The organism is Microbacterium sp. (assembly GCF_041641055.1).
Lineage (GTDB): Bacteria > Actinomycetota > Actinomycetes > Actinomycetales > Microbacteriaceae > Microbacterium.
The window spans coordinates 42,149-67,636 of record NZ_JBEPZB010000007.1 but is presented as its reverse complement, the minus strand read 5'-3'; the positions used below and the strand labels follow the sequence as shown (position 1 = coordinate 67,636).

Annotated in this window: 23 protein-coding genes and 1 riboswitch; of the genes, 6 read left to right on the top strand and 17 right to left on the bottom strand. The window is 69.2% G+C overall.

Annotated features, from left to right (window positions below):
• Positions 1–9: 9 nt before the first annotated feature.
• The 6 genes from ACESK8_RS06560 to ACESK8_RS06535 form a co-directional block, all read right to left on the bottom strand.
• On the bottom strand, positions 10–414 hold the full coding sequence (locus ACESK8_RS06560) for an NUDIX domain-containing protein (RefSeq protein ID WP_372967842.1): 405 nt from the start codon (positions 412–414) through the stop codon (positions 10–12).
• Positions 407–1,771 (bottom strand): FAD-binding oxidoreductase, encoded by a 1,365-nt coding sequence (locus ACESK8_RS06555; protein WP_372967841.1) that lies wholly within the window; start codon positions 1,769–1,771, stop codon positions 407–409. The genes ACESK8_RS06560 and ACESK8_RS06555 overlap by 8 nt, the downstream gene beginning before the upstream one ends.
• On the bottom strand, positions 1,768–2,139 hold the full coding sequence (locus ACESK8_RS06550; RefSeq protein WP_372967840.1) for a YrdB family protein: 372 nt from the start codon (positions 2,137–2,139) through the stop codon (positions 1,768–1,770). Before ACESK8_RS06550 ends, ACESK8_RS06555 begins: the two co-directional genes overlap by 4 nt.
• Before the next feature lie 29 nt (positions 2,140–2,168).
• Complete coding sequence (locus tag ACESK8_RS06545; RefSeq protein WP_372967839.1) at positions 2,169–4,340, bottom strand: sigma-70 family RNA polymerase sigma factor; 2,172 nt, start codon at positions 4,338–4,340, stop codon at positions 2,169–2,171.
• Between the two features lie 471 nt (positions 4,341–4,811).
• Positions 4,812–5,978 (bottom strand): N-acetylglucosamine-6-phosphate deacetylase, encoded by a 1,167-nt coding sequence (gene nagA / locus ACESK8_RS06540; protein WP_372967838.1) that lies wholly within the window; start codon positions 5,976–5,978, stop codon positions 4,812–4,814.
• A complete protein-coding gene (locus ACESK8_RS06535; RefSeq protein WP_372967837.1) occupies positions 5,975–7,501 on the bottom strand; it encodes a family 20 glycosylhydrolase in 1,527 nt (508 codons plus the stop codon). The genes nagA and ACESK8_RS06535 overlap by 4 nt, the downstream gene beginning before the upstream one ends.
• Positions 7,502–7,553: 52 nt before the next feature.
• Positions 7,554–7,638, top strand: a riboswitch (ZMP/ZTP riboswitch).
• A gap of 35 nt (positions 7,639–7,673) precedes the next feature.
• Between ACESK8_RS06535 and glyA the strand changes: the two genes are divergently transcribed.
• Together glyA and ACESK8_RS06525 are read left to right on the top strand one after the other, a co-directional pair.
• The gene (glyA, locus tag ACESK8_RS06530) at positions 7,674–8,948 is read left to right on the top strand and encodes a serine hydroxymethyltransferase (RefSeq protein ID WP_372967836.1); all 1,275 of its coding nucleotides are present in this window, start codon (positions 7,674–7,676) and stop codon (positions 8,946–8,948) included.
• The gene (locus tag ACESK8_RS06525; protein WP_372967835.1) at positions 8,945–9,823 is read left to right on the top strand and encodes a bifunctional methylenetetrahydrofolate dehydrogenase/methenyltetrahydrofolate cyclohydrolase; all 879 of its coding nucleotides are present in this window, start codon (positions 8,945–8,947) and stop codon (positions 9,821–9,823) included. Before glyA ends, ACESK8_RS06525 begins: the two co-directional genes overlap by 4 nt.
• A gap of 410 nt (positions 9,824–10,233) precedes the next feature.
• Here the strand turns inward: ACESK8_RS06525 and ACESK8_RS06520 are convergent, their stop codons facing one another.
• Both ACESK8_RS06520 and ACESK8_RS06515 read right to left on the bottom strand, forming a co-directional pair.
• Positions 10,234–10,797, bottom strand: a complete 564-nt coding sequence (locus ACESK8_RS06520) for a hypothetical protein (RefSeq protein ID WP_372967834.1) — start codon at positions 10,795–10,797, stop codon at positions 10,234–10,236.
• 59 nt (positions 10,798–10,856) lie between these two features.
• Complete coding sequence (locus ACESK8_RS06515) at positions 10,857–11,417, bottom strand: TetR/AcrR family transcriptional regulator (protein ID WP_372967833.1); 561 nt, start codon at positions 11,415–11,417, stop codon at positions 10,857–10,859.
• Between the two features lie 65 nt (positions 11,418–11,482).
• On the opposite strand from ACESK8_RS06515, the gene ACESK8_RS06510 reads away from it, so the two are divergent.
• Positions 11,483–11,959 carry a DUF4188 domain-containing protein gene (locus ACESK8_RS06510; RefSeq protein WP_372967832.1) on the top strand — a complete coding sequence of 159 codons (477 nt, stop codon included), beginning with the start codon at positions 11,483–11,485 and terminating at the stop codon, positions 11,957–11,959.
• A gap of 18 nt (positions 11,960–11,977) precedes the next feature.
• Here the strand turns inward: ACESK8_RS06510 and ACESK8_RS06505 are convergent, their stop codons facing one another.
• The 8 genes from ACESK8_RS06505 to ACESK8_RS06470 all read right to left on the bottom strand — a co-directional run bounded on the left by ACESK8_RS06505 (position 11,978) and on the right by ACESK8_RS06470 (position 20,476).
• Positions 11,978–12,700, bottom strand: a complete 723-nt coding sequence (locus ACESK8_RS06505; protein ID WP_372967831.1) for a DUF6882 domain-containing protein — start codon at positions 12,698–12,700, stop codon at positions 11,978–11,980.
• A gap of 22 nt (positions 12,701–12,722) precedes the next feature.
• On the bottom strand, positions 12,723–13,970 hold the full coding sequence (locus tag ACESK8_RS06500) for an MFS transporter (RefSeq protein ID WP_372967830.1): 1,248 nt from the start codon (positions 13,968–13,970) through the stop codon (positions 12,723–12,725).
• A 61-nt stretch (positions 13,971–14,031) separates the two neighbouring features.
• The gene (locus tag ACESK8_RS06495) at positions 14,032–14,835 is read right to left on the bottom strand and encodes an HpcH/HpaI aldolase/citrate lyase family protein (RefSeq protein ID WP_372967829.1); all 804 of its coding nucleotides are present in this window, start codon (positions 14,833–14,835) and stop codon (positions 14,032–14,034) included.
• The gene (locus ACESK8_RS06490; RefSeq protein ID WP_372967828.1) at positions 14,820–15,605 is read right to left on the bottom strand and encodes a fumarylacetoacetate hydrolase family protein; all 786 of its coding nucleotides are present in this window, start codon (positions 15,603–15,605) and stop codon (positions 14,820–14,822) included. Before ACESK8_RS06490 ends, ACESK8_RS06495 begins: the two co-directional genes overlap by 16 nt.
• Positions 15,606–15,664: 59 nt before the next feature.
• Complete coding sequence (gene hpaD, locus ACESK8_RS06485; RefSeq protein ID WP_372967827.1) at positions 15,665–16,828, bottom strand: 3,4-dihydroxyphenylacetate 2,3-dioxygenase; 1,164 nt, start codon at positions 16,826–16,828, stop codon at positions 15,665–15,667.
• Positions 16,829–16,842: 14 nt separating this feature from the next.
• A complete protein-coding gene (gene hpaE, locus ACESK8_RS06480; protein WP_372967826.1) occupies positions 16,843–18,339 on the bottom strand; it encodes a 5-carboxymethyl-2-hydroxymuconate semialdehyde dehydrogenase in 1,497 nt (498 codons plus the stop codon).
• Positions 18,336–19,022, bottom strand: a complete 687-nt coding sequence (locus tag ACESK8_RS06475) for a GntR family transcriptional regulator (protein ID WP_372967825.1) — start codon at positions 19,020–19,022, stop codon at positions 18,336–18,338. The genes hpaE and ACESK8_RS06475 overlap by 4 nt, the downstream gene beginning before the upstream one ends.
• Positions 19,019–20,476 carry a fumarylacetoacetate hydrolase family protein gene (locus ACESK8_RS06470; protein ID WP_372967902.1) on the bottom strand — a complete coding sequence of 486 codons (1,458 nt, stop codon included), beginning with the start codon at positions 20,474–20,476 and terminating at the stop codon, positions 19,019–19,021. The genes ACESK8_RS06475 and ACESK8_RS06470 overlap by 4 nt, the downstream gene beginning before the upstream one ends.
• Positions 20,477–20,629: 153 nt before the next feature.
• On the opposite strand from ACESK8_RS06470, the gene ACESK8_RS06465 reads away from it, so the two are divergent.
• Entirely contained in the window at positions 20,630–22,009 is a 1,380-nt protein-coding gene (locus tag ACESK8_RS06465) for an MFS transporter (protein ID WP_372967824.1), read from the top strand.
• A 114-nt stretch (positions 22,010–22,123) separates the two neighbouring features.
• Here ACESK8_RS06465 and ACESK8_RS06460 read toward each other — a convergent pair whose 3' ends face one another.
• Complete coding sequence (locus tag ACESK8_RS06460; RefSeq protein ID WP_372967823.1) at positions 22,124–22,825, bottom strand: IclR family transcriptional regulator; 702 nt, start codon at positions 22,823–22,825, stop codon at positions 22,124–22,126.
• A 132-nt stretch (positions 22,826–22,957) separates the two neighbouring features.
• Here ACESK8_RS06460 and ACESK8_RS06455 point away from each other — a divergent pair, with 132 nt between their 5' ends.
• Both ACESK8_RS06455 and ACESK8_RS06450 read left to right on the top strand, forming a co-directional pair.
• Entirely contained in the window at positions 22,958–24,829 is a 1,872-nt protein-coding gene (locus ACESK8_RS06455; protein ID WP_372967822.1) for an FAD-dependent monooxygenase, read from the top strand.
• Between the two features lie 261 nt (positions 24,830–25,090).
• On the top strand, positions 25,091–25,471 hold the full coding sequence (locus ACESK8_RS06450) for a VOC family protein (protein ID WP_372967901.1): 381 nt from the start codon (positions 25,091–25,093) through the stop codon (positions 25,469–25,471).
• Positions 25,472–25,488: the final 17 nt, after the last annotated feature.

The window sequence follows — 25,488 nt, the reverse complement described above, 5'->3', positions numbered from 1 at the left end:
CCGGCGGGCTCAGCGCGTCGCGGGCCACGCGAGCGGAAGCAGGTGCTCGACGCTGAGCGGCGCGAGCGGCAGGGTCTCCGCGTCGGCCGGTGTGATCCACCGGAGCTCGGCGAGCTCCGCCTGGACGACCACCTCGGCTGCGGCGATCGACACGGAGAACGCTTCCGCGATCACGCGGTGACCCGGTTCGTTCGCAGCGGCGGACACGAAGGTCCCGAGCGGAACGAGGTCGCCCTCGTCGAGGTGCAGACCGAGCTCTTCGTGGAGCTCTCTGATCAGAGTCTGCGCGGGCGTCTCACCGGGTTCCGGCTTGCCGCCCGGCTGCATGAAGCGGGTCGTGCCCTCCTTGCGTACGACGAGGACCTTGCCGACATCGTCGACGATCACCGCGGCGCTGACGTGGATGTCAGGCATCGACGGCGAACACCTTGCCGGGGTTGAGGATGCCGAGCGGATCGAACACGCGGGTGATCTGCCGCTGCAGCTCCCACTGGTCGTCACCGAGCTCGTCGGCCAGCCAGCGGCTCTTGAGCGTGCCGATGCCGTGTTCACCCGTCAGCGTCCCACCGAGCGCGATCGCCGCGCGGAAGAGCTCGTCGGCTGCCGCCCAGACCTGCGCGGGAGGCTCGGCGCCCTCGAAGATGAAGTTCGGATGCAGGTTCCCGTCACCCGCGTGCGCGACCGTCGGGATGGTCATCGCGTAGGCCTTCTCGATGCGAGCGATCTCATCGAACATCGCCGGCATCGCGCTGCGGGGCACGGACACGTCCTCGATCAGTGTGGTGCCCAGGGCCGACATCGCGGGATGCATCGCGCGACGGATGGCCAGCAGTCGCTCACCCTCCTCGCGATCGTGGGAGACCTGAGGCACGCCGTGGTGCCCGGCGAGGATGGTCGCGATCGTCGTCGCCTCGGCGACGGCGGCCGGCCCGTCGGTCTGGATCGTCAGCTGCGCACTGCCCGGCGTCGGGACGGGAAGCCGGAGCAGCGCGGCGACGGCGGCGAGGCTCGCCGCGTCCATGAGCTCCATGATGGCGGGCTGGATGCCGGAGGCGGTCACCGCGGCGGAGGCCGCCGCGGCGGAGCGGACGTCCGGGAAGGTCGCGGCGATCGTGCAGGTGGTGCCCTCCACGAGCCGACGCAGTTTGAGGGTGGCGCCGACGACGACGCCGAGTGTCCCCTCGGAGCCGATCACCAGCGAGGTGAGGTCGAGTCCGGTCACGCCCTTGACGCTGCGGTGACCGAGATGCAGCAGCCGACCGTCGGCCAGCACGAGGTCGACCCCGAGCACGGCATCCCTGACCACGCCGTACTTCGCGCAGAGCAGTCCGCCTGCGCCCGTGGCGATGTTGCCGCCCACGGTCGAGATCGCACGGCTGGCCGGGTCCGGCGCCCACCAGAGCCCGTGCGTGGCGAGCACGTCGTTCAGTTCGGCGTTGAGGATGCCCGGTTCGACCACTGCGAGAAGATCGTCCGCGCGGATCTCGCGGATGGCCGTCATGCGGCGGGTGGAGAGCACGATCTCGCCCTCGCCGCCGTTCGCGGCACCGGCGAGACCGGTTCCGGCCCCTCGCACCACGACCGGCGTGCGAGTCTCGGTGGCGATGCGCATGACTGTCTGGACGTGCGCGACGGTCTCGGCGTGGATGACGGCGATCGGGCGCCCCGGTGCCGCGTGGCCGGACTGGTCGGCGCGTGCGTCGTCGAGAGAGGCGGCGTCGGTGTCGACGAGGTCTCCGAGGGCGGAGACGAGGAGGTCGAGCGCGGTCATGCGATCCGGCGCCGCCCGCTCACCACGCCCGTTCCGACGGCGACCACGGCGAACGCGGTGCCGATGATCGGCTGGTCCATGAGCCACCAGGCGATCGTCACGCCGACGTAGATGAGGAGCTCGACGGCCGCGCGCAGGAACGGGTGCAGCCGGAGCACGGGGCGGGGGGAGAGGAACAGCGCCCACACCAGGATCACGACGACCGGAGCGCCGATGCCGAGGACGACGTTCCACGGGAAGGGCCAGGTGGCGAAGCCCCACAGAGCGAGCGAGCCGACGGCTGCGACCAGGACGATCGAGCGCACGATGTCGAGCGCGGTGATGTTCGGGCGGTCGACGCCGGGGACGGTGGCGGAATCCTGGGGCATACCCCCAGTCTATTCGCCGTGGTGACTGGTCAGAGTGCCGGGACGGTCTCGTCGATGACTGCGACGGTCTCGTCGGCGACAGCCCTCTGCGCGGGTGCGGTCACGGGCTCTTCGACGGGGGCGGGTGCCTCGACTGGCGCGGGTTCTGCGGCAGGAGCGGGCTCCGCGACAGGAGCGGGCTCCACGGCCGGTGCGGGCTCCACGGCCGGTGCAGGCTCTTCGGCGACGGGCGCGGGAGCCTCGACGGGTGCGGCGGGAGGAGTCTCTTCCGCAGGGGCGGCCTCCGCCGGAGCGAGGGATGCAGGATCGGTCGGCGCTGGCGTGCTCTGCGCCTCATCGAGTGCGAGGAGGCAGAGGGCGCCGGGATCGAAGCCGCCGAGGTCGAGCAGCGTCACGCTCGTCGAAGGACCGGTACGGTCGCCGGCGACGTAGAAGAACTCCACCGTCGCGTTCTCGCAGATCTGCTGGAGCGTCGGCCGGAGGTCGATCTCGCCGTATCCGACCGAGGGGTCGTCGCGTTGGGGCGTGAGCGTCGTCGTGCCGTTGCCGCCGGTCCCTCCGCCGATCGTCGTGTTCACGACAGAGCCCGCGACCCCGGACACCGGTACGACGTAGTGGGTGGTCACGATGTTGTCGAGATCGATGATGAACTCGACGTCTGCAGCGCCCACCGACGGCGTTCCCGCCGGGAGTCCGCCGCCGTTCTCGCCCTCGCCGGGGTTCTCTCCGCCGGGGTTCTCGCCTCCGGGGTTCTCTCCTCCGGGGTTTTCGCCTCCGGGGTTTTCGCCTCCGGGGTTCTCTCCGCCGGGGTTCTCTCCGCCGGGGTTCTCTCCGCCGGGCTCACCGTCTCCGGGGTCGGTCGGGTCGACGGGCGGAGTTACGGGCTGCACCGGGATCACCGGCGGTGCGAGCGCGGGTGCCGTGTCTTCGGCCGGCTGCGGGGTGATGGGGCTCTCGGCCGGGGGCTCGACGAGCTCGTCGTCGGTGTCGTCGTCGCTCTCTTCGATGAGGAGCGTCTTCTCGTCCGACATCGACTCGTCCGGTCCGACGTCCGCGCTGATCGCCGAGGAGTCGCTGTCGCCTGCGCTCGGCAAGGAGGCTGCGGGATTCGCGCCCGCGAGGCCGGGGATGATGGCGGCTGCGGCGACCACGCCGGCGACGACCAGCGCGGCTGAGCCCGCGCCGACCAGCGCGCCGACACCGCTGAGGATCCCGCCACCGGATGCTGCTCCGCCGGCTGCTCCGGTGCCTGTCGTCGCGCCCGCTCCTGCACCGCCTCCTGTGCCGGCACCGCCTCCGGTGCCCGTCGATCCGGCGGCAGCTCCGCTTCCGCCGGCGACGACGGCGCCCTGGGTGATGCTCGACGGCATGGCAGCGAGGGCCACGATCGGCGTCCCGCCGCCCTGCAGGGCGGCCAGGTACCCGGCAGACCCCGAGACGCCGAGCACCAGCGGAAGCAGGACGAGGGCGAGTCGCTTGGAGACGTCCTTCGCCTCGGCCGCGACGATCATGCACCGGGCGCAGTCTTCGAGATGCTGCTCGAGGCGCTTGTGGTCACGGGTGCTCAGGTTGCCACGCGAGTAGGCACCGAGGTGCTCGATGGTCCACTGGCAGTCCGAGCCCGGCTCCGCGCTGCGCAGGTGAGCCTGGATCCACGCCTCGCGGAGACCCTCGCGTGCGCGGAAGGCGAGCTGCGAGACCGCGCCGGCCTTCATGCCGAGCAGCGTGGCGGCCTCCTGGGGCTTCATCTGCTCGATCTCGGTGTACCAGAGCACCTCCTGCCAGCGGGAGGGGAGGCTGCGGAAGGCCTGCGCCGTGAGGCTGCGGTCGAGCGCCTCGTTCGCAGCCTGCTCCGTGCTGTCAGGATCTGCCACGGTGTCGAGCTCATCGATCGCCGAGTCGCGTCGCGATCGGCCCCAGGCGGCTGCCGTGTTGCGGATGCTGGTGAACAGGTAGGCGCGGAACGAGCCGTTGGGTCCGCCGCCCTTGATGATGGCCTGGTAGATGCGGGTGTACGACTCCTGAACGAGATCGTCAGGATCGATCGACGAGGTGATGGACCGGGCGACGGACATGCCGGAGGGGTAGTGCCGCCTCCAGAGTTCTCCGAACGCCGCTGCGTCACCCGAGCGGGTGCGCAGTACGAGATCGGCGTCGGCGATCGACTCGTCGTGCGAAGTGCTGTCGTGGTCCACTGTCATCCATCTGTCGTGGAGCGCGAATGCGCCTCCACATGAAGAGACGCGTGAACCCCATTTTCATCACGCGCCTGTTCCATTCTCTCTCCAATCTCCCAGCGTCGCCACCCCTGATGAGAATCCGTGCAGAGATCGACGGTCGCAGAGAAACACCAGGTCAGGGCCGAATCGACCGTGCCAGCCGAACATTCTCGAAAAAAATCTGGGAAGTCGCGTAATGAATCGGCCTCCTCTTCGTCTCATCCATAGAGACAGCCATGGGGCTCCACCGGGGGGCGGAGTCCCGGCGCTGGTGCAAGGGGTAAGTGCATCGGCATGGCGGGTCGGGCGCCTCGGGGGAGGAGTGCTCGACCCGCCAGCTCTCGACAAGGGGGAATCGTGCTGGGGCCGCCGATCTGGGGAACGGCGGCCCCGCACCCAACCGAAGCAGGGCCGGAGCACGCAGAGCTGCGCGTCGTCGCGCGGAGCGCTGGGTCAGTGCCGGCCGTCCACCCACACGCGCGCGACGTGCAGCTGCGCGTCGAGCAGCACGGCGTCGCCGACGTGCCCGACGGTGAGACGTCCGAACCGGTCGCCCACGCCGATCGCACCCGCAGGCGTCTCGGTGAGCGCGCGGACAGCGTCGACCAGCGGCACGCCCGCATCGACAGCGCGTCGGAGTGCCAGATCCTGGGTGAGGGTCGACCCCGCGATCGACCCCGTGTCATCAGCCCGCGCGACCCCGTCCTCGACCGTCACGCTGACGGCGCCGAGGTCGTAGTGACCGTCTGCGCTTCCTGCGGCGGCCATCGCATCAGTGATCAGTGCCACCCGGCCAGGTGCGGAATCGAACACGAGTTTGATCACGTGCGGATCGAGGTGCACGTTGTCCGCGATCACCTCGAGGACCACGCGGTGATCGGCGGCGGCGGCCAGCACAGGACCCGGCGCACGGTGATGGATGCCCGGCATCGCGTTGAATGCGTGCGTCAGCAGTGTGGCTCCGGCCTCGAACGCCTGGACGGCGAGTCCGGCATCCGCGCTCGTGTGCCCGACGGCGGCGACCGCGCCCGATTCCGCGATCAGTCGAACGGCGTCGAGACCGCCGGGGAGCTCGGGGGCGAGCGTCACCTGCCTGATGGTGCCGCGGCCCGCATCGAGCAGTCGTGTCACGTCGTCGGCCGCGGGGTGCCGCAGCAGCGTCGGCTCGTGTGCGCCGTGGTGGGCGGGGTCGAGGAACGGTCCTTCGAGGTGGGAGCCGAGGATGTCGGCGTCCGTCTCCATGAGATCGGCGATGTCGGCGACCCGGCGCGCCAGGTCGTCGAGCGGAGCGGTGACGAGGGAGACGACCGCGCGCGTGGTGCCGTGCTGCCGGTGCAGCGCCCGCGCCATGCGGATCGCCTCGACGCCGTCATCGAAGGATGCGCCGGCACCGCCGTGCCCGTGGATGTCGACGAATCCCGCGGTGAGCACGGCGTCGGGGCCGGCGACGGCCGCGGCATCCACCACCTCATCGGCGGACGTCCAGGCGCCTCCGGTGCCGCGGTCGACGATGAGGCCGCCCTCGATGCGCAGCCAGGCGTCCGGGACGACCGCGCCACCGTCGACGAGCCGGACCGAGTGGATGACGAGCGAGCCGCTCGCCGCGGGATCGGATGTCATCGCTCGCTCCAGGGGATCTCTGCTGCGGGGTGGAAGTCGACCCGACCAGCCTTCCACAGCGGGGCGAGGGAGCCGAGCCGCTCGCGGAACGATTCCCACTCGCGCCCCGTCCCCTCGCGCGGCGACCAGCCGATCTCGGCCTGCGCCGCCGCTCGGGGGAAGACCAGCTGCTCGACCTCGCTGAAGGTGCGGGTGGTCTCGCTCCACAGCGGGGCCTCGATCCCGAGGATCGCACCCTCCGGGACATCGAGGATCGAGGTGGGCTCCCACTCGTAGGCCGTGCGGATATCGATGACCCCTGCCCAGGTGAGCCCGAGCGGGAAGTCGGCGTCGTACTTCATGTCGAGGTAGGCGACGTCCGCCGCCGACATGATCAGCGCGCCGCCGCGCTCGACGAAGTGAGTCGCCTCCGCGGCGTGCGTGCCCTCCGGCGTCGTCTTGCCCCAGTACTGCCCGATCGTGCCCTCGGCGATGTCCTTCGCCGCACCGACCTCATGCCAGGCGAGCGGGATCTTGCCCTCCTCGACGACGATCGCCGTCGCGCGCTCGACGAAGAGGTCGAAGTCGTCCTGCGGAGTGCCGAGGGACTCGTCCCCGCCGATGTGGATGTAGGGGCCGGGAGTCATCTCGGCGAGTTCGCGGACGACATCCCGCACGAAGTCGTAGGTGCGCTCCTCGTGGATGCGGACGCTGGAGTGCCCCACGCCCCAGCCGAGATACGGCTCACCGGCGACCGGAAGCGGCTGGCCGAGACGAGCCGATTCGGAGAGCAGGCCGTCGTTCATGACGGGTTCCTCGACGAGCTCCGGGTAGGCGACGCCGATCGCGTGCGTGTGCCCGGGGAGATCGATCTCGGGGATCACCAGCATGTGCCGCTCGGCCGCGTACGCGACGATCTCGCGGTAGTCGTCCTTCGTGTAGAAGCCGCCGCGGTCGCCGAGCGACGCGGTCGAGGAGGCGAGCTCGGTGAGCTTCGGCCACGAGTCGATCTGGATGCGCCAGCCCTGGTCGTCGCTCAGGTGCAGATGCAGGTGGTTGAACTTCAGTGCGCTCGTGCTGTCGATGAACTTCTTCACCTCGTCGACATCGAAGAAGTGGCGGGTCACGTCGAGCATCACGCCGCGTCGGCCGAAGCGCGGGGAGTCGGAGATGTCGGCGCGGAGCAGGGCCCATCCGTCGTCGTCCTCGCGCAGCAGCTGCAGCAGCGTCTGCACGCCGTAGAAGAGGCCGGCCTCGTCGGCAGCGGCGATGTCTACCGTCTCGTCGATCGTGAGCGTGTAGCTCTCCGGGCCGCCCACCGAAGGGTCGAGGCGCAGCGTGATCTCGCCCGACTGGTCGGGGGTCGACTGGTCGGGGGAGGCGGAGAGGCGGATGCCGCTGCGCTGCGCGACCGCCTCGATCAGATGAGCCGTCAGCCGGGCGTCGCCGCTGACGCGCGTGGCTTCCGAGACCGGCATCCGGCCCTCTCCGGCGGTGGCGGAGGAGGGCAGGGGAACGAGAGGCAGTGAATGGGGAAGGACCATGAACAAAACCTACCCTGCGGACGGTCGGGAGCACAGGGAAATCCGCTATGCTCATAACCGTCGCGACTGGCGTCTGGGTGGACTACCACCGGGGAGCGACTGACCACGGACTTCGACCGCGCGCCTGGGCCGATAGGTACACCCTTCGAATCCGTTGTCAGAGGAGCAAGTCATGACCGACCGTTACTTCAACGCCCCACTCTCCGAGGTCGATCCCGAGATCGCGCAGGTCCTGGATCGTGAACTGAAGCGTCAGCAGACGTTCCTCGAGATGATCGCCTCCGAGAACTTCGTCCCTGTGTCGGTGCTGCAGTCGCAGGGCTCCGTGCTGACGAACAAGTACGCCGAGGGCTACCCGGGCCGTCGCTATTACGGCGGCTGCGAAGAGGTCGACGTCGCCGAGGAGCTCGCGATCCAGCGCGCCAAGGACCTGTTCGGCTCCGAGTTCGCCAACGTCCAGCCGCACTCGGGGGCATCCGCCAACGCCGCAGTGCTGCACGCGATCGCCCGCCCGGGAGACACGCTGCTCGGCCTCGCTCTCGACCAGGGCGGCCACCTGACCCACGGCATGAAGATCAACTTCTCGGGCCGTCTCTACGACATCGTCGCCTACGGCGTGGACCCCGAGACGTCGACCATCGACATGGACGAGGTGCGTCGCCTCGCGGTCGAGCACAAGCCGAAGGTCATCATCGCCGGCTGGTCGGCATACCCCCGCACGCTCGACTTCGCCGCCTTCCGTGCCATCGCCGACGAGGTGGGCGCGCTGCTCTGGGTCGACATGGCGCACTTCGCCGGTCTCGTCGCCGCAGGTCTCCACCCGAACCCCGTTCCGCACGCGCACGTCGTCTCCTCGACCGTGCACAAGACGATCGGCGGGCCGCGTTCGGGCTTCATCCTCACGAACGACGCCGACCTGGCGAAGAAGATCAACACCGCTGTCTTCCCCGGACAGCAGGGCGGCCCCCTCATGCACGTGATCGCCGCGAAGGCGACCGCGTTCAAGCTCGCGGGCACCCCGGAGTTCAAGGAGCGTCAGGAGCGCACGCTGCGCGGAGCCTCCATCCTCGCCGAGCGCCTCTCCCAGCAGGACGTGAAGGATGCCGGGATCGGGGTCCGCTCCGGCGGCACCGACGTGCACCTGGTGCTCGTCGACCTGCGTGACGCCGAGATCGACGGCAAGCAGGCCGAGGACCTGCTGCACGACATCCACATCACCGTGAACCGCAACGCGGTGCCGAACGACCCGCGTCCGCCGATGGTCACCTCCGGTCTGCGCATCGGAACGCCGGCGCTCGCGACCCGCGGCTTCGGCGACGCCGAGTTCACCGAGGTCGCCGACGTGATCGCGCTCGCGCTGCTCCCCGGCGCCGACGTCGAGGCGCTCCGTGCGCGCGTCGATGCGCTCGCCGCAGGCTTCCCGCTCTACCCGGACCTGCAGCAGTGACCGCGAAGATCCTCGACGGCAAGGCGGCGTCGGCCGCGATCAAGGCCGAGCTGACCGAGCGCGTCGCCGCGCTGAAGGCGAAGGGGATCGTTCCCGGGATCGCCACGGTGCTCGTCGGCGCCGACCCGGCATCCCAGCTCTACGTCGGCATGAAGCACCGCCAGTCCGAGGCGATCGGGATGAACTCGATCCAGCGCGAGCTGCCGGCCGATGCCACGCAGGCCGACGTCGAGGCGCTGATCGACGAGCTCAACGCCGATCCGGACTGCCACGGCTACATCGTCCAGCTGCCGCTGCCGAAGCACATCGACACCGACGCGATCCTCGAGCGGATCGACCCGGCGAAGGATGCCGACGGCCTGCATCCGACCAACCTCGGGCGGCTCGTGCTCAACGTCAACAGCCCGATCCACACTCCGCTGCCCTGCACGCCGCGCGGTGTGATCGAGCTGCTGCTGCGCAACGACTACGACCTCAAGGGCAAGCATGTCGTGGTCGTCGGGCGCGGTGTCACGATCGGCCGCTCCATCGGTCTGCTGCTCACCCGACGCGATCTGAACGCGACGGTCACGCTGACCCACACCGGCACGGTCGACATGCCGCGCTACCTGCGCGAGGCCGACGTCATCGTCGCCGCGGCGGGGGTCAAGCACCTCATCCGCGCCGAGGACGTCAAGCCGGGAGCCGCCGTGCTCGACGTGGGGGTGACCCGCGAGACCGATCCCGAGACCGGGAAGAACCTCGTCTTCGGCGACGTGCATCCGGATGTCGCCGAGGTCGCAGGCTGGGTCTCGCCGAATCCCGGCGGGGTCGGGCCCATGACGGTCGCCCTGCTGATGACCAACGTCGTCGAAGCGGCCGAACGCCTCGTCTGACCCGGCCCCGGTCGTTCCGGGTGGATCCGGTCCCGGTCTGTTCCGGGTCGATCCGGTCCCGATCTGCACACTTTGTCCCGAACTGCACACCTTTCGCGCGGATCCGTCCGCGGAACGGGGCACTGTGTGCAGATGGGGGACCCGAACTGCAGACCCGGTCCCGGTCGTTCCGGGTGGATCCGGTCCCGATGTGCACACCTTGTCCCGGTCTGCACACGTTTCGCCCCATTTCGTCCGCGGAACGGGGCACTGTGTGCAGATCGGGACGGGGTGAGGTCAGCCCGGTGCGCGGATCGGGACGGGACGGGACGGGACGGGGTGTGGTCAGCCCGGTGTGCAGGACGGGACAGGACAGGACGGGATGGGACGGGACGGGGTGTGGTCAGCCCGGTATGCGGGACGGGGTGTCGTCAGCCCAGTTCGTCGAGCATCCGCCGCTGCTCGGGCGTGAGCCCGTCGTTCAGCTCCTCGCGGGCGGCTGACGTCTCGCGGGCGGCGGATGCCCCGGGGGATGTCTCGGACGTCGTTCCGTTCGCCCGCCCTCGCCCGACCTTCGCCTGCACGGCGTCGTAGAGTTCGCCGGCCTTCGCCTGGAGGCGGTCGTCGACCTGGTCGTAGATCATCCACACGAACAGCAGGAAGAGCGGGGGCAGGGCGAAGCCCCAGAATCCGGATGCGCGCACGCCGGTCAGCCAGACGGTGAGCACCCAGATGATGAGCTCGACCAGGTAGACCAGCACGTACTGCACGGTCTTCTCGCCCAGGCGCGTGCGGTCGGCCGCCGATCTGGCTGCCGCCTTTCGGAAGGCGGCGGTCAGCGTCGGCTTCACCAGGAGCGCGGCGAGCGTGAGGATCACAGCGGCCCAGAGGGCGTTGAACCCGACGGAGACGCCGGGGAACAGCAGGCCGATGAGCAGCAGAACCGCGACGTTGAACACGTACAGAGCGGCGAATCGGACGATGGCGTTCTTCATGCGACCAGAATTCCACAGTCCTGGATGCTGCGGCACCTCGAGCGTGACAGCGCAGGTGGTCAGCTCGCGGGGAAAGCGCGCTCGACCGCATCGACGACCGCGTCGTAGACCGAGTCCCAGGGCACGAGCGGGGGAGTCACCCCGGCGAGTTCGAGGCTGACGGCACCGTGCACCTGAGCCCAGACGGTGAGAGCGGCGGCGGTCACTTCGGACTCGGGGACACGTGCCCCGAGTGCGCGCATCAGCGGTGCCATCGCCGCGCTCATCGTCGCGTCATCCGGTCGGCAGTCCTCGGTGGCCACGCCTCCGCCGAACATCAGGCGATAGAGAGCGGGGTTGGCCATGGCCCACGATCGATAGGAGAGGCCGAGTGCGCGCAGGCCCTCGGGCTCAGCGTCGGCCTGGGCCTCGCCGAACGATGCGAACCCGTGTTCGATGACGGCCACCAGCAGCTCCGTCTTCCCGCCGAACAGAGCGTAGACGGCAGAGGTCGAGGTGCCGGCGTTCACGGCGATGTCGCGGAGACTGATGCGCTCCGGACCCTTGTCGTCGACCATCGCGGCCGTCTCCGCGAGCAGTCGGTCACGGAGCAGATCGTCGTAGAGGGGAGGCCTTGCCATGCGGGGGAGTCTATCGTAACGTTGTTTCATAACGCAGTTACATAACAAAGTTCCAGGAGCGGCTCATGTCTCAGCAGGTCTTCCCCGGTCGCTTCACCGCGACCCCCGAGCGCACGGATGTCACGGTCTTCCTGATCGGGATGCGCGCCAATCGATGGTGGCAGCTCGGAAAGGTGTGGTGGACGGCCAGCAAGATGCCGCCGATGCTCCAGCACCTCGCGACGCGTCCGGATGCGGGCATGCTCGGCGCGCACAGCTGGTTCGGGCGGACGACCATCCTGCTCTCCTACTGGGAGAGCCCGGAGCACCTGCAGCGCTTCGCGGCCGACCGGGACGCTCCGCATCTGCAGCCCTGGAGGGACTTCATGCGCACGCTGCAGGGCAGCGGCAGCGTCGGCGTCTGGCATGAGACCTACCAGGTGCCCGTCGCCGACCTCGAGGCCGTCTACGTGGACATGCCTGTGTTCGGCCTGGCCGCGGCCACGGCACACTCTCCCGTCGGCCCGGGACAGAAGACGGCGCGCCAGCGGATGGGCCGCTGAGGCGAGGCTCGACGCGGCTCAGACCTGCGGGTGCAGGCTGCTCTCGATGTTCGTGATGCGCGCCTGCTCGTCGAACCGGAAGGTCGCCGTGCCGGTGCTGTCGGCCACTGTGGCGCCGGAGAACGACTCGTCCGTCCAGGTGAGGTTCCAGCCGGCGAGGCGCGCGGCATCCCACACCGAGGTCCGCGCGTCCGGCAGCGCCACGGTGGAGAGGATGCGCGGCAGCGCGATGGCGGCGGCCGCGACGGTGAGCGGCGGCAGCGGAGCATCGAGCAGGAACACGGCGTACGTGCCGCCGCCGACCGGAGCGAGGTAGTACGGCGCGCGGCCCGTCAGCTCCACGGCCACGGCGCCGACCGTGTGCGCGGCTGCAGTGATCCAGTCGGCGTCACCCGCGGCGTCGGCGGGGAAGGGAAGTTCCGTCTCGCTGAGCTCGGCGATCCCGTGCTCGCGTCCGTAGTCGCGCAACTGAGCGGCGACACCGGCGGGATCCCCCTGCGGGTGGGCCCACGCCCACAGCAGCGAGCGAGGTCCCGGGGCGATCGTCGCCACCAGATGCGCACGCGTCACGAGCTGGCGGGACGGGTCCGCGTTCGACGTGAAGGTGAGCGTGCCGGCGGCCATGTCGGCATCCCAGCGATTGTCACCGAGGTCCTCGAGCGCGGTGGCCAGGGAGTCCTGACGGAGGGCGGAGAACAGTGCGGCACGGTCTGCGAGCGGCTGGAGCGCGGCGAAGGTCATGCCCACAGTCTCGCCCGGATTGCTATGAATCCGCCAACTCCGTGCGGCCGGTCAGAGCATCCGCCGGTCGCCCCATCCGCCAGACGCTCGGCACCAACAGCGTCACGGCGGCGAGGACGGCGTAGAGGATCCCCGAGGTGACGAGCACGGTCTCGACGTCGCTGTGCGTGAGCAGCCAGCCGTAGACGAGCGTCCCGATCGGCATCACCACGAAGCTGCCGAGCATGTCGTAGCTGGCGACGCGGGAGAGCTTGTCGCCGGGGATGTTCTCCATCATCGCGAGATTCCAGCCGGTGCTGAACACCTCGGCGCCGGCTCCCGCCAGGAACGCGGTGATGGCGAGCAGGACGACGGCGGGATGCACGCCCAGCACCGTGAGCGGGATGGCGAAGGCGGCCATGCCGATCATGCCGTAGCGCAGCGGCCGTTTCAGCGGGAACCACAGCAGCACCAGGGTCATCAGCAGGATGCCGACGCCTTCGGCGCTGACGACCCACCCCCACCCGGCGATGCCCAGCCTCTCGTCGTTCTTCGCGATGTACGGACCGACGACGCCCCACGCGCCGATGTGGATCGCGTTCATGACCATGAAGGCGAGCACGATCACCCACAGCCAGGTGCGGCTCCAGAACTCGCGCCACCCGACCCGGAGGTCGTGGAACATCGTGGTTCCGCCGCCATGATCCGGCGGAGGAAGCCTGACCATCGCCAGCACCGGGATCGCGATGACCCAGCCGATCGCCTGCACGACCATGGCCCAGGCGGGACCGGCGGTGGCGACCACGATGCCGGCGATGATGGGACCGCCGATCGTGGTCGCAGAGCGCACGAACGACAGCATCGCATTGGCCTGCTGCAGGTGCTCGGGGGAGGTCAGCTGCGGGATGATCCCCTGCATGGCGGGGAGGACGAACGCGGTGGACGCGCCGTTCACGACCGACAGCAGCGCGAGCAGCGGAACCGTGGCCGCTCCGGTGAACAGCAGTGCGGCCATCGCACCGATCGTCAGGATGTCGATGACGTAGCAGGACTGGATGATGAGAGCCCGGGGGAGCCGATCGGCGACCACTCCGCCGAACAGCAGGAAGACGATGTTGCTCACGGTGAACGCCGCCAGGACGATCGACAGCGATCGCGCGTCGTTGTCGATCTCGAGCACGGCGAAGGCCAGCGCGATCGACGACATCGAGCCGGCGATGAGCGTGATGGCACGCGCGAGGAAGAACCAGCGGAATCCTCGGTCCTGCATCGCTGCGAGCGCGCGGATCATCGCGGGTGCTCGCTGCTGTGCATCCGTCCATCCTGCCACCCGAGGGCAGCGGCAGCAGGAGTCAGTAGCTGGCGCGGGTCGTGTCGCCGGATGCCGGGATGAAGCGGGCGGCCAGCGCCTCGGATGCCCGAGCCAGCATCGCCACGTCGGCCCCGACGGCCACGAAGTCCGCACCCGCGGCGATGTACGCATCGGCGGCGGAGGGATCGAAGGCGTTCACACCCACCGGAGTGCCCGCATCCTTCGCCGCCGCGAAGACGCACTCGACCGCTGCGACGACATCCGGGTGCGTCTGCTGACCGAGCAGCCCCATCGACGCGGACAGGTCGGACGGGCCGACGAACACCGCATCCACCCCATCGACCGCTGCGATCTCGGCCGCAGCCTCCACACCGGCCGCGGTCTCGATCTGCACCGTGAGGGAGGTGTGCCGCGCGGAGTCCTGCAGGTAGCCGTCGACGCGGTTCCAGCGGGCGCTGCGCGCGAGCGCGCTGCCGACCCCACGCACGCCCTCGGGCGGGTAGCGGGTCGCGGCGACCGCGGCACGCGCCTCCTCGACCGACGAGACCATCGGCACGATGAGATTCTGCGCGCCCAGGTCGAGCACCTGCTTGATCGCCACCGTGTCGTTCGACGGCACGCGCACGACCGGCGCGATCGGATAGGCGGCGACGACCTGCAGCTGCACCAGGGTCGACTCGAGCGTGTTCGCCGAGTGCTCCATGTCGATCAGGAGCCAGTCGAGCCCGGATCCTGCGGCGACCTCGGTGACGAGGGGGCTGCCGGAGCATGCCCACATCCCGATCAGCGGGCGGTCGGCCGATGCGAGCTGCTCGCGGAGGGACGGTTTCAGATGAAGCGGCATTCGATCGTTCCCATCGGTCCGTAGTCGCACAGCACCTGATCGCCGCGCGACACCCACATCGGGCGTGTGAACGATCCTGCCAGGATGATCTCGCCCGGCTCCAGACGCGCGCCGTGCTGGTGGAACTTGTTCGCGAGCCACGCGACACCGGTGGCGGGGTGGCCCAGCACGCCGGCGGCGACCCCGGTCTCCTCGATCTCGCCGTTGCGCGAGAGCACACCGGGCACCCATCGCAGGTCGATCTCGTCGGGGCGCTTGCGCACCGTGCCCAGCACCATGGCACCGTAGGCGGCATTGTCGCTGATCGTGTCGACGATCGTGCGCCCCTCGAGCTCGATGTGCGAGTTCAGAACCTCGAGCGCCGGCACGGCGTAGTCGATCGCCGCGAGCGCATCCTCCAGCGTGCAGTCCGGGCCTTCGAGCGGATGCTTGAGCACGAAAGCGAGCTCGACCTCGATGCGCACGTTCGAGAAGTGATCGACCGGGATCTCGGCCCCCGACTCGTACACGGTGTCGTCGAACATGACGCCGTAGTCGGGTTCGGTGATGCCGGTCGCCTGCTGCATGGCCTTCGACGTGAGTCCGATCTTGCGTCCGACCAGGCGACGCCCGGCGGCGATCTGCGAGTCCCGCCAGACCCCCTGGATCGCGTACGAGTCTTCGACCGTGGCGTCGGGGTACCGCGCGGTGATGCGCGGGATCACCCCGTGCGTCCGGTCGGCCTCGGCGAGTTCCGCGGCGATCTGCGCGACGATGTCTGGTGACAGCATCCGTCTCTCCTCTGTGTGGGAACGTGTGCGACGTGCGTGCGAAGTCGGCGTCGAGGCGATCAGAGCTGGTGGCCGAGCTTGTACTCGCCCTGCTTGTACTCCGGCATGGCCTCGTCGTCGCCGGGTCGCGTGTACGAGAATCCGTCGGCGCCGATCGTGACGGCCATCTCGGAGTCGTCGGTGCGGGCGACGACGGGCTGGGGGTTGCCGTCGAGATCGAGCACGAGCGACGCCTCGGTGTACCAGGAGGGGACGACCGGGTTGCCCCACCAGTCCCGGCGCTGGTTGTCGTGCACATCCCAGGTGATGACGGGGTTGTCGGGGTCGCCGGTGTAGTAGTCCTGCGTGTACACCTCGACGCGGTGCCCGTCGGGGTCGCGGAGGTAGAGGTAGAACGCGTTCGAGACGCCGTGGCGGCCGGGGCCGCGCTCGATGGCGTCGGAGCGACGGAGCGCGCCGAGCTTGTCGCAGATCGCGAGGATGTTGTGCTTCTCGTGGGTCGCGAAGCACACGTGGTGCATGCGAGGGCCGTCGCCGCCGGTCATCGCCGTGTCGTGCACCGTGGGCTTGCGGCGCATCCAGGCGGCGTACACGGTGCCCTCGTCGTCCTGGATGTCCTCCGTGACGCGGAACCCGAGGTCCTGCATGAACTTCACGGCGCGGGGCACGTCGGGGGTGACCTGGTTGAAGTGGTCGAGTCGCACGAGCTCGCCGGGGATGTGCAGGTCGTACCGCCACGACATCCGCTCGACGTGGTCGGACTGGTGGAAGAACTCGATCGGGAAGCCGAGCGGGTCGACCACGCGCACCGAGTCGCCGACGCCCTTGACGAAGCCCTCGGGGTTGCGGCGCACGTCGCAGCCGAGCTCCTCGTAGAACGCCACGGCGAGGTCGAGGTCCTCAGGCGTGCGCACCCGGTACGAGAACGCGGCGACCGCGGCGATCGGTCCCTTGCGCAGCACGAGGTTGTGGTGGATGAACTCCTCCGTCGAGCGGAGGTAGATCGCCTCGTCATCCTCTTCCGTGACGTACAGGCCGAGGACGTCGACATAGAACACCCGCGAGGCGGCCAGGTCGGTGACGACGAGCTCCATGTAGGCGCAGCGCAGCACGTCCGGAGGGGTGCTCTCGGGCGTCGCGATGGGGTTGTCGGTCTGGATCGGAGCCTCCTGGCTCACGTAGTAGCCCGAGGAGGTCAGCGTCTTCGCAGTCTTGTCGGTCATTGCAGGGTCCTTGCTCAGTTCTTGCCGAAGGTCGGGTTGTGCGCGCCGCCGAGCGTGATGTGCACGCTCTGCTGGTCGGTGTAGAAGTCGATCGAGCGGTACCCGCCCTCGTGGCCGAGTCCCGAGGCCTTCACGCCGCCGAACGGGGTGCGCAGGTCGCGGACGTTGTTGCTGTTCAGCCACACCATGCCCGCCTCGACGGACTGGGCGAAGTTGTGCGCGCGCTTCAGGTCGTTCGTCCAGATGTAGGCGGCGAGGCCGTACTTCGTGTTGTTGGCGAGCGAGAGCGCTTCGTCGTCGGAGTCGAACGGCGTGATGGCGACGACCGGGCCGAAGATCTCCTCCTGGAAGATGCGGGCGTCGGGGGAGACGTCGGCGAACACCGTCGGCGCGACGAAGTTGCCCGTATCGAACCCCTCGGGGCGCCCGCCGCCGGCGACGAGGCGCCCCTCGGTCTTGCCGATCTCGACGTAGCTCATCACCTTGTCGTAGTGCTCGGGGTGCACCAGCGCGCCCACCTCCGTGGCCGGGTCGTGGGGGTAGCCGACCTTGACGCGCTTCGCCTGGGCGGCGTAGCGCTCGACGAACTCCTCGTAGACCGAGCGCTCGACGAGGATGCGGGATCCTGCGGTGCAGCGCTCGCCGTTGAGGGAGAAGACGCCGAAGATGGTCGCGTCGACCGCGGCCTCGAGGTCGGCGTCGGCGAACACGACGGCGGGGGACTTGCCGCCCAGCTCCATCGAGAGGCCCTTGAGGAAGGGAGCGGCGTTCCCGAAGATCAGCTGTCCGGTCGAGCTCTCGCCCGTGAACGAGATGAGCGGTACGTCGGGGTGCTTCACGAGCGCGTCTCCGGCGTCCTCGCCGAGTCCGTTGACGAGGTTGAAGACGCCCTGCGGCAGCCCGGCCTCCTCGAAGATACCGGCCCAGAGGGATGCCGAGAGCGGCGTGAACTCGGCGGGCTTGAGCACGACGGTGTTTCCGGTGGCGAGCGCCGGGCCGAGCTTCCAGGACTCGAGCATGAACGGCGTGTTCCACGGCGTGATGAGACCGGCGACGCCGATCGGCTTGCGGTTGACGTAGTTCATCTGCTTGCCGGGCACCTTGAAGGCGTCGTCGGACTGCGCGACGATCAGGTCGGCGAAGAAGCGGAAGTTCTCGGCGGCGCGGCGGGCCTGGCCGAGCGCCTGCGTGATCGGGAGACCCGAGTCGTACGACTCGAGCTCGGCGAGGCGGGCATCCCGCGACTCGACGAGGTCGGCGATCCGGTGCAGCACGCGCGAACGCTCGCGGGGGAGCATCCGCGGCCACGGCCCTTCGTCGAACGCGCGCTTCGCAGCGGCGACGGCGAGTTCGATATCGGCCTTCTTGCCCGCGGCTGCGGTCGTGTAGGTCTTGTTCGTCACCGGATCGAGCACATCGAACGTGTCGCCGTCGACCGAGTCGACGAATGCGCCGTCGATGTAGTGCTGGATGTGATCGGGCAGGTCTGCGGGGATGCGGGAATCGGTCATGACTCGTCTCCTGAGTTGTGGTGAGAGCGGGTGTGCAGCGCGTCGAGGAAGGCGTCCCTCGTGCGCAGACGGTGGTTGCGGGCGGCCAGCTCGATCTCGAGCGGGTCGGCACCCGCCCTGATGAGCTCGAGGATCTGGGTGTGCTCCTCGACGGAGTGCTGCGCGCGGCCGGGCACATACGCGAACGTCGAATCGCGGATGCCGGACAGGCGGGCCCATCCGCGGTGCACGAGGTCGAGCAGGTGCGGGTTGGGGCAGGGTTCGAAGAGCAGGGAGTGGAACTGGCGGTTGAGCTCGGTGAAGGCGTGCGCATCGAGGTGGCCGAGCATCTGCGTCATCCGCTCGTTGACGGCCTCGGCGGCAGCCAGCGCTTCGTCGTCGAGCAGCGGTGCCGACAGCGCCGTCGCCGCTCCCTCGACGAGTCCGAGCGTCTGCATGGTGTGCGCGTACTCGCTCTCGTCGACGAGGGTGACGCGAGCGCCGACGTTGCGCTCGAAGGTCACGAGTCCTTCGGCCTCGAGGCGCCGGATGGCTTCGCGCACCGGGACGACGCTCATGCCGAGCTCATCGGCGAGCGAACCCAGGACGAGCCGGTATCCGGGCCCGAAGGTGTGCGCCGAGATGCGCGAGCGGATCCAGGCGTAGGCCTGCTCGGACTTGCTGGAGCTCGCGACCGTCGTCATGAGCCGGCACCCGTGCGGGTCGCGGACTCGTACTTCTCGCGCCACGCCGCGTTCAGGGGGAAGAGGCCGTCGACAGGATGCCCTGCGGCGACCTGCTCGGCGATCCAGGCGTCCTCGACCTCCTGGGCGAGAGCGGCGTCGGCGATCTCTTCGGCCAGAGCCGGAGGGATGACGATCACACCGTCTCCGTCGCCGACGATGATGTCGCCCGGCTGCACGGTCGCTCCGCCGCACGAGATCGTGACGTCGACGTCCCACGGCACGTGCTTGCGCCCGAGGACCGAGGGGTGGGCGCCCTGCGAGAAGACCGGGAGGCCGATCTCGGCGACCGCGTCGAAGTCTCGCACGCCGCCGTCGGTCACGACGGCCGCCGCACCACGGGCTCGGGCCCGCAGAGCGAGGATGTCGCCGAGGGTGCCGGTGGTCGCGTCGCCGCGGGCCTCGATCACGATGATCTCGCCCTCCTCGACGGCGTCGAAGGCGCGCTTCTGGGCGTTGTAGCCGCCGCCGTGAGAGGCGAACAGATCCTCGCGGAAGGGCACGAAGCGCAGCGTCTTGGCGGTGCCGACGATCTTGCTGCCCGGGATGTTCGCGGCGACCCCGTCGACGAAGCAGGAGTGGTGCCCGCGCTTGCGCAGCTGCGCGGAGAGGCCGGCGGTCGGGGCCTCCATCAGCTTCGCGCGCAGCTCGGGGGAGAGGGCGGACGTGGTCGTCTCGGGCGGAAGGCCGGCTTCCTCGCGGGATCCCCAGGCCTCGGTGCGCTGCAGATCGTCGACGGCGGGGAGAGAGCCGAGCTCGGCGTCGAAGGGCGCGTCGCCCTGGGTGACGGTGGTGACGAGTCGGCCGGACGTCGGAGCGCCGGCGGCGTCCGGAGCATCCACCTCGATCTCGACCACGTCGCCGGGGACGATGACGGACGATCCTGCGGGGGTCCCCGTCAGGATGACGTCGCCGGGTTCGAGCGTGAAGTGCTGCGAGAGGTCCGCCACGAGCTGGGCGAGCGGGAAGATCAGGCCTGCGGTCGTGTCGTCCTGCCGCAGCTCGCCGTTGACCCAGGCGCGGACTCGCAGGGCCGCCGGGTCGACGGTCCTGGCGTCGATCAGCTCGGGGCCGAGCGGGGTGTAGCCGTCGCCGCCCTTGGAGCGGACGTTGGACCCCTTGTCGTTCGCGCGGAGGTCGTAGAGGCCGAGGTCGTTCGACGCCGTGACCCAGCCGACGTGGTTCCAGGCGTCCTCGAGTGAGACGCGGCGGGCCGCCGTGCCGATCACGAGGGCGATCTCGCCCTCGAAGGCGAGGAGCTCCGTGCCGGCCGGCCGCTCGACGGTGCCGCCCGAGACGCCGACGGAACTCGACGGCTTCAAGAAGTAGGAGGGAGCTGCGGGTCGACGCCCGCGCTGATCGGCGCGGGAGGCGTAGCTCAGGTGGATCGCGATGATCTTGCCGGGGCGGGTCATGGATGCCGTCACGGGGCGCCTCCTCGCGCTGTGGATCGACGCCTTGTGCGTCGTATTCGAAATCATATATCATCGTGTCACCCCTCGGCAAGCAACTCGATACCCCTCGTACGCGAGCCGTGACAATGCGGTCACAATCAAAGGAGACACCCCATGAGCGGGCAGTCACAGGCTGGGTTCACGCCCACCGGAACCATCGCGACAGCGGCCGATCGGCGCCGTGTCGTCTTCGCGACAGTCGTCGGCACCACGGTCGAGTGGTACGACTTCTTCATCTACGCCACGGCCGTCGGTCTGGTGTTCGGGCAGCTCTTCTTCGAGCCGCTCGGTGCGAACAGCGCCCTCATCGCGTTCGCCACCGTCGGCGTGAGCTTCCTCTTCCGCCCCCTCGGGGCATTCCTCGCCGGCCACTTCGGAGACAAGCTCGGACGCAAGGCCGTGCTCATGTGGACGCTCATCCTGATGGGAGCGGCCACCGCCCTCATCGGAGTCCTGCCGACGTACGAGGCGATCGGCATCGCCGCTCCCATCCTCCTCGTGCTGCTGCGCATCCTGCAGGGCATCTCGGCCGGAGGCGAGTGGGGTGGCGCGGTGCTGATGGCCGTCGAGCACGCCCCGAAGGCGAAGCGCGGGATCTTCGGCGCCTCGCCACAGATCGGTGTGCCGCTCGGCCTGCTGCTCGCCTCCGGCGTGATGGCACTCATGACCGCGATCGCTCCGGGAGACCAGTTCCTACAGTGGGGCTGGCGGGTGCCGTTCCTGCTCAGCGTCGTCCTGATCCTCGTGGGCTACTACGTGCGACGCAAGGTGGAGGAGAGCCCGGTGTTCATCGAGCTCGCCGAGCGCAAGGAGAAGGCGAGCATGCCGATCGTGCAGCTCTTCCGCAAGCACCTCCTGCTCGTGATCGTCGCGGCCCTCGTGTTCGCGGGCAACAACGCGGTCGGGTACATGACGACCGGTGGATACATCCAGGGCTACGCCACCAACCCCGAAGGCCCGATCGGCCTCGAACGCGGACCCGTGCTGTGGGCTGTCACCGGCTCTGCCGTCACCTGGCTCATCACGACGCTCATCGCCGGCTGGCTGTCCGACCGCATCGGTCGGCGCACCACGTACATCATCGGCTGGGTGATGCAGCTCGTCGGCGTCTTCACGCTGTTCCCGCTGGTCAACACCGGCCAGGTCGGCCTGCTGTTCGCCGGCCTTGCGATCCTGACGATCGGCCTCGGCTTCACGTACGGGCCGCAGGCGGCGCTGTACACCGAGCTGTTCCCGGCCAGCATCCGCTTCTCGGGCGTCTCGATCTCGTACGCGATCGGAGCGATCGCCGGTGGCGCCTTCGCCCCGACCATCGCGACCGCGATCGTGCAGGCGACCGGTTCGACGCAGGCGGTCACGTGGTACCTCGCCGGCATGACGGTGCTCGGCCTCGTCGCGACGCTGCTGCTGCGCGACCGCTCCGGAATCCCGCTGGGACCGGACCACGAGGACGAGCAGTCCGTGAGCCCGATCCGGGGTCTCGCCAGGGCCTGATCTCGATCGGACGTCCACAATTCAGCATCGACGATGGTGCAGGCGATGCGTCGCTCCGGTTCTTCGGGGGCGACGCATCTGCCGTCTCTCATTCATGCTGAATTGTGAACGACGTCAGCCGTCGAGGGCGTCGCGGATCGCGGATGCCGAACGCTGCAGTCTCGCGGCGATCTCGGCGTCCTCGAGGTCGGTCGCGACGTGCACGACGGCGATCGCCGCCGGTCGCTGCCCGCGGAGCGCGAGGGGCACCGCCACCGACTGCACGGTGGGGATGACCTCGTCGTGACTCGTCGCATATCCGCGGGTGCGGGCGCGCTCGACCTCGTCACGGAGGGTCTGCTCGATGCCGGTCGGCCATTCCGACGGCCTCAGCTGCGCGAGGATGGCCTTGCCCGGCGCGCCGACAGTGACGGGGTGACGGGCACCGGGCCGCTGCGCGACGCTCGCGATGGCGTGGCGCGGTTCGATGCTGGCGAGCGTGATGCAGTCGTCGCCGTCGAGGACGCCCAGGAAGCAGGTCATCCCGAGCTCGTTCGCGATGGCGGTGAGCTCGGGCAGCGCCTCGGCCTGCAGGTCGTGGGCGACGCCCGCGGCGAGGGCCGCCATGCGAGCGCCGAGCGTCACGGAGCCTGACGCGTCCCGTCCGACGAGGCGGTGGTCCTCCAGTGTGCGCAGGAGCCGGTAGGCGACCGAGCGATGCACTTCGAGCCGGGCGGCGATCTCGTCGATCGTGAGGGGGACACGTGCGTCGGCGAGGACCTCGAGGATCCGGATGCCGCGGCTGAGGGTCTGCGAGGCCGGTGTGCCCTCTGGCATGCGTGCGCTCCCTTGCGTTCCGAGACGGGCGTCTCTAAGCTGTGTTCAATAGTAGAACGTCGTGTTCGAATATAGAACACGAGATCTACGGACGCAAGACCCGACAGAGACGTCCGGAAGGAATCGACGACGATGCAGTTCCACCACCACGGCTACGTGTCCGGAGACCCGCGCGTGAAGGATGCCGCCGGCATCGGCGCAGAGCGCCCGGACGACGTGCCGGATCAGATCGACGTGCTGATCGTCGGTTCCGGACCCGCCGGGATGCTGCTCGCGGCGCAGATGTCGCAGTACCCCGATGTCTCCACGCGCATCATCGAGAAGCGCGACGGCCGGCTGGTCCTCGGTCAGGCCGACGGCATCCAGCCGCGCAGCGTCGAGACCTTCCAGGCCTTCGGGTTCGCCGAGCGCATCATCGCGGAGGCGTACAACATCGGCTGGATGAACTTCTGGGGCCCGAACCCCGACAGGCCAGACGAGATCGTCCGCACCTCGCGCACGGCCGACTACGCCTACGACATCTGCGAGTTCCCGCACCTGATCGTCAATCAGGCGCGCGTGCTCGACTATTTCGCCGAAGCAGCCGCGAACGGCCCAGGGCGCATCGCTCCCGACTACGGCATCGAGTTCGCAGGTCTCACCGTGCACGACGACGGCGAGTACCCGGTCGAGGTCTCCCTGCGCTACGTCGCCGGGGAGCGCGCCGGCGAGGAGCGCACGATCCGCGCGAAATACGTCGTGGGATGCGACGGAGCGCGCAGCGGCGTGCGCCAGGCGATCGGACGCACCCACGTCGGTGGCAGCGCCGCGCACGCGTGGGGCGTCATGGACGTGCTGGTCAACACCGACTTCCCGGACTGGCGCACCAAGTGCGCGATCAACTCCGAGGCGGGCAACATCCTGCACATCCCGCGTGAAGGCGGATATCTCAGCCGGATGTACATCGACCTCGGTGAGGTCGCCGAGGACGACGACCATCGCGTCAGGCAGACGCCGATCGAGGAGATCATCCGCAAGGCGAACGCGATCCTCAGCCCCTACACTCTCGATGTCAAGGAGGTCGCCTGGCACAGCGTCTACGAGGTCGGACACCGCGTCACCGACGGCTTCGACGACGTGATCGACGGATCGGGTCGCACGCCGCACGTGTTCCTCACGGGCGATGCCTGCCACACCCACAGCGCCAAGGCGGGTCAGGGTATGAACGTGTCGATGCAGGACGGTTTCAACCTCGGGTGGAAGCTCGGCTCCGTCCTCACCGGGCGCGCACCGGAGACCCTCCTCGCGACGTACGGGGCCGAGCGTCGCCCTGTCGCGCAGCAGCTGATCGACTTCGACCGCGAGTGGTCGACCCTCATGGCGCGCAAGCCCTCGGAGATCACCGACCCCACGGACCTCGCGACGTACTATCTCGCTACAGCGGAGTTCCCGTCGGGCTTCATGACGCAGTACACGGCGTCGATGATCACCGGCTCGGACGCGCATCAGGCGCTCGCCGCAGGATTCCCGCTCGGCAAGCGCTTCAAGTCGGCCGAGGTCGTGCGTGTCGGCGACGGGAACGCCGTGCACCTCGGACACCACGCCAAGGCCGATGGGCGTTGGCGCGTGTACGCCTTCGCGGCTCGCGATGCGGCGACGCTCGACGCGTGGGCCGAGTCGGCCGCTCCGGTGTTCGCCCGGTTCACGCCGGCGGATGCGGACGCGGATGCCGTCTTCGACGTGAAGGCCGTCTATCAGCAGCCGTACGAGGAGATCGAGGTCACCTCAGCGCCCGAGCTCTTCCAGCCGAAGACGGGTCCCCTGGGGCTCACCGACTGGGAGAAGGTCTACGCCGCAGGTCCGTCGAAGTGGACCGAGACCGACATCTTCGAGGCGCGGGAGCTGTCCCGCGACGGTGTCGTCGTCGTGGTGCGCCCCGATCAGTACGTCGCCGCGGTCCTGCCGCTCGACGCGACGGAGGAGCTGGCGGCGTTCTTCGACGGAGCACTGCTGCCGGCATCCTGAGTCCTCGCGTTGCGAAGGAGATCTCCCTCTGCGAAGGAGACATTCGCGCCATCTCTCCTTCTCAGCGTGAGTTCTCCTTCGCTGGGGGTGGGGCAGGGGTGTGGGTTGGCGTGGGGGTTGGGGTGTGGGTTGGGGGGGACGGATGGGGATGCCGCGGCGATCAGGACGGGTGTGAGGTGCTGAGAGGCTCTGGCGGGTGTCGGAGGCCCCGCGTACTCTGAGGGCCGACGGGCGACGCAGCCCCGACAGGAGGAGTGCATGATGGACTGGAAGATCGAGCTGATCTTCGTCCCGGTCTCGGATGTCGACCGGTCGAAGGAGTTCTACACGAAGATCGGGTTCAACCCCGATCACGACCAGGTGCCGTACGAGGGTCTCCGATTCGTGCAGATGACCCCGCCGGGGTCCGCCTGCTCGATCGCGTTCGGCACGGGGCTCGAGATCCCGCTCGAACCGGGGCAGCAGAAGACGATCCAGGTGGTGGTTCCGAACGCCGACGATGCCAAGGCCCACCTCGAGGGCCTCGGTGTCACGACGAAGGGCGTCGAAGACCTCGGATGGGGCCGCTTCGTCTGGTTCGACGACCCCGACGGCAACACCTGGACGCTGCAGGAGCTCCCGGATTACAGCGCGCAGTCCTGACGTGCGCTGACGGACAC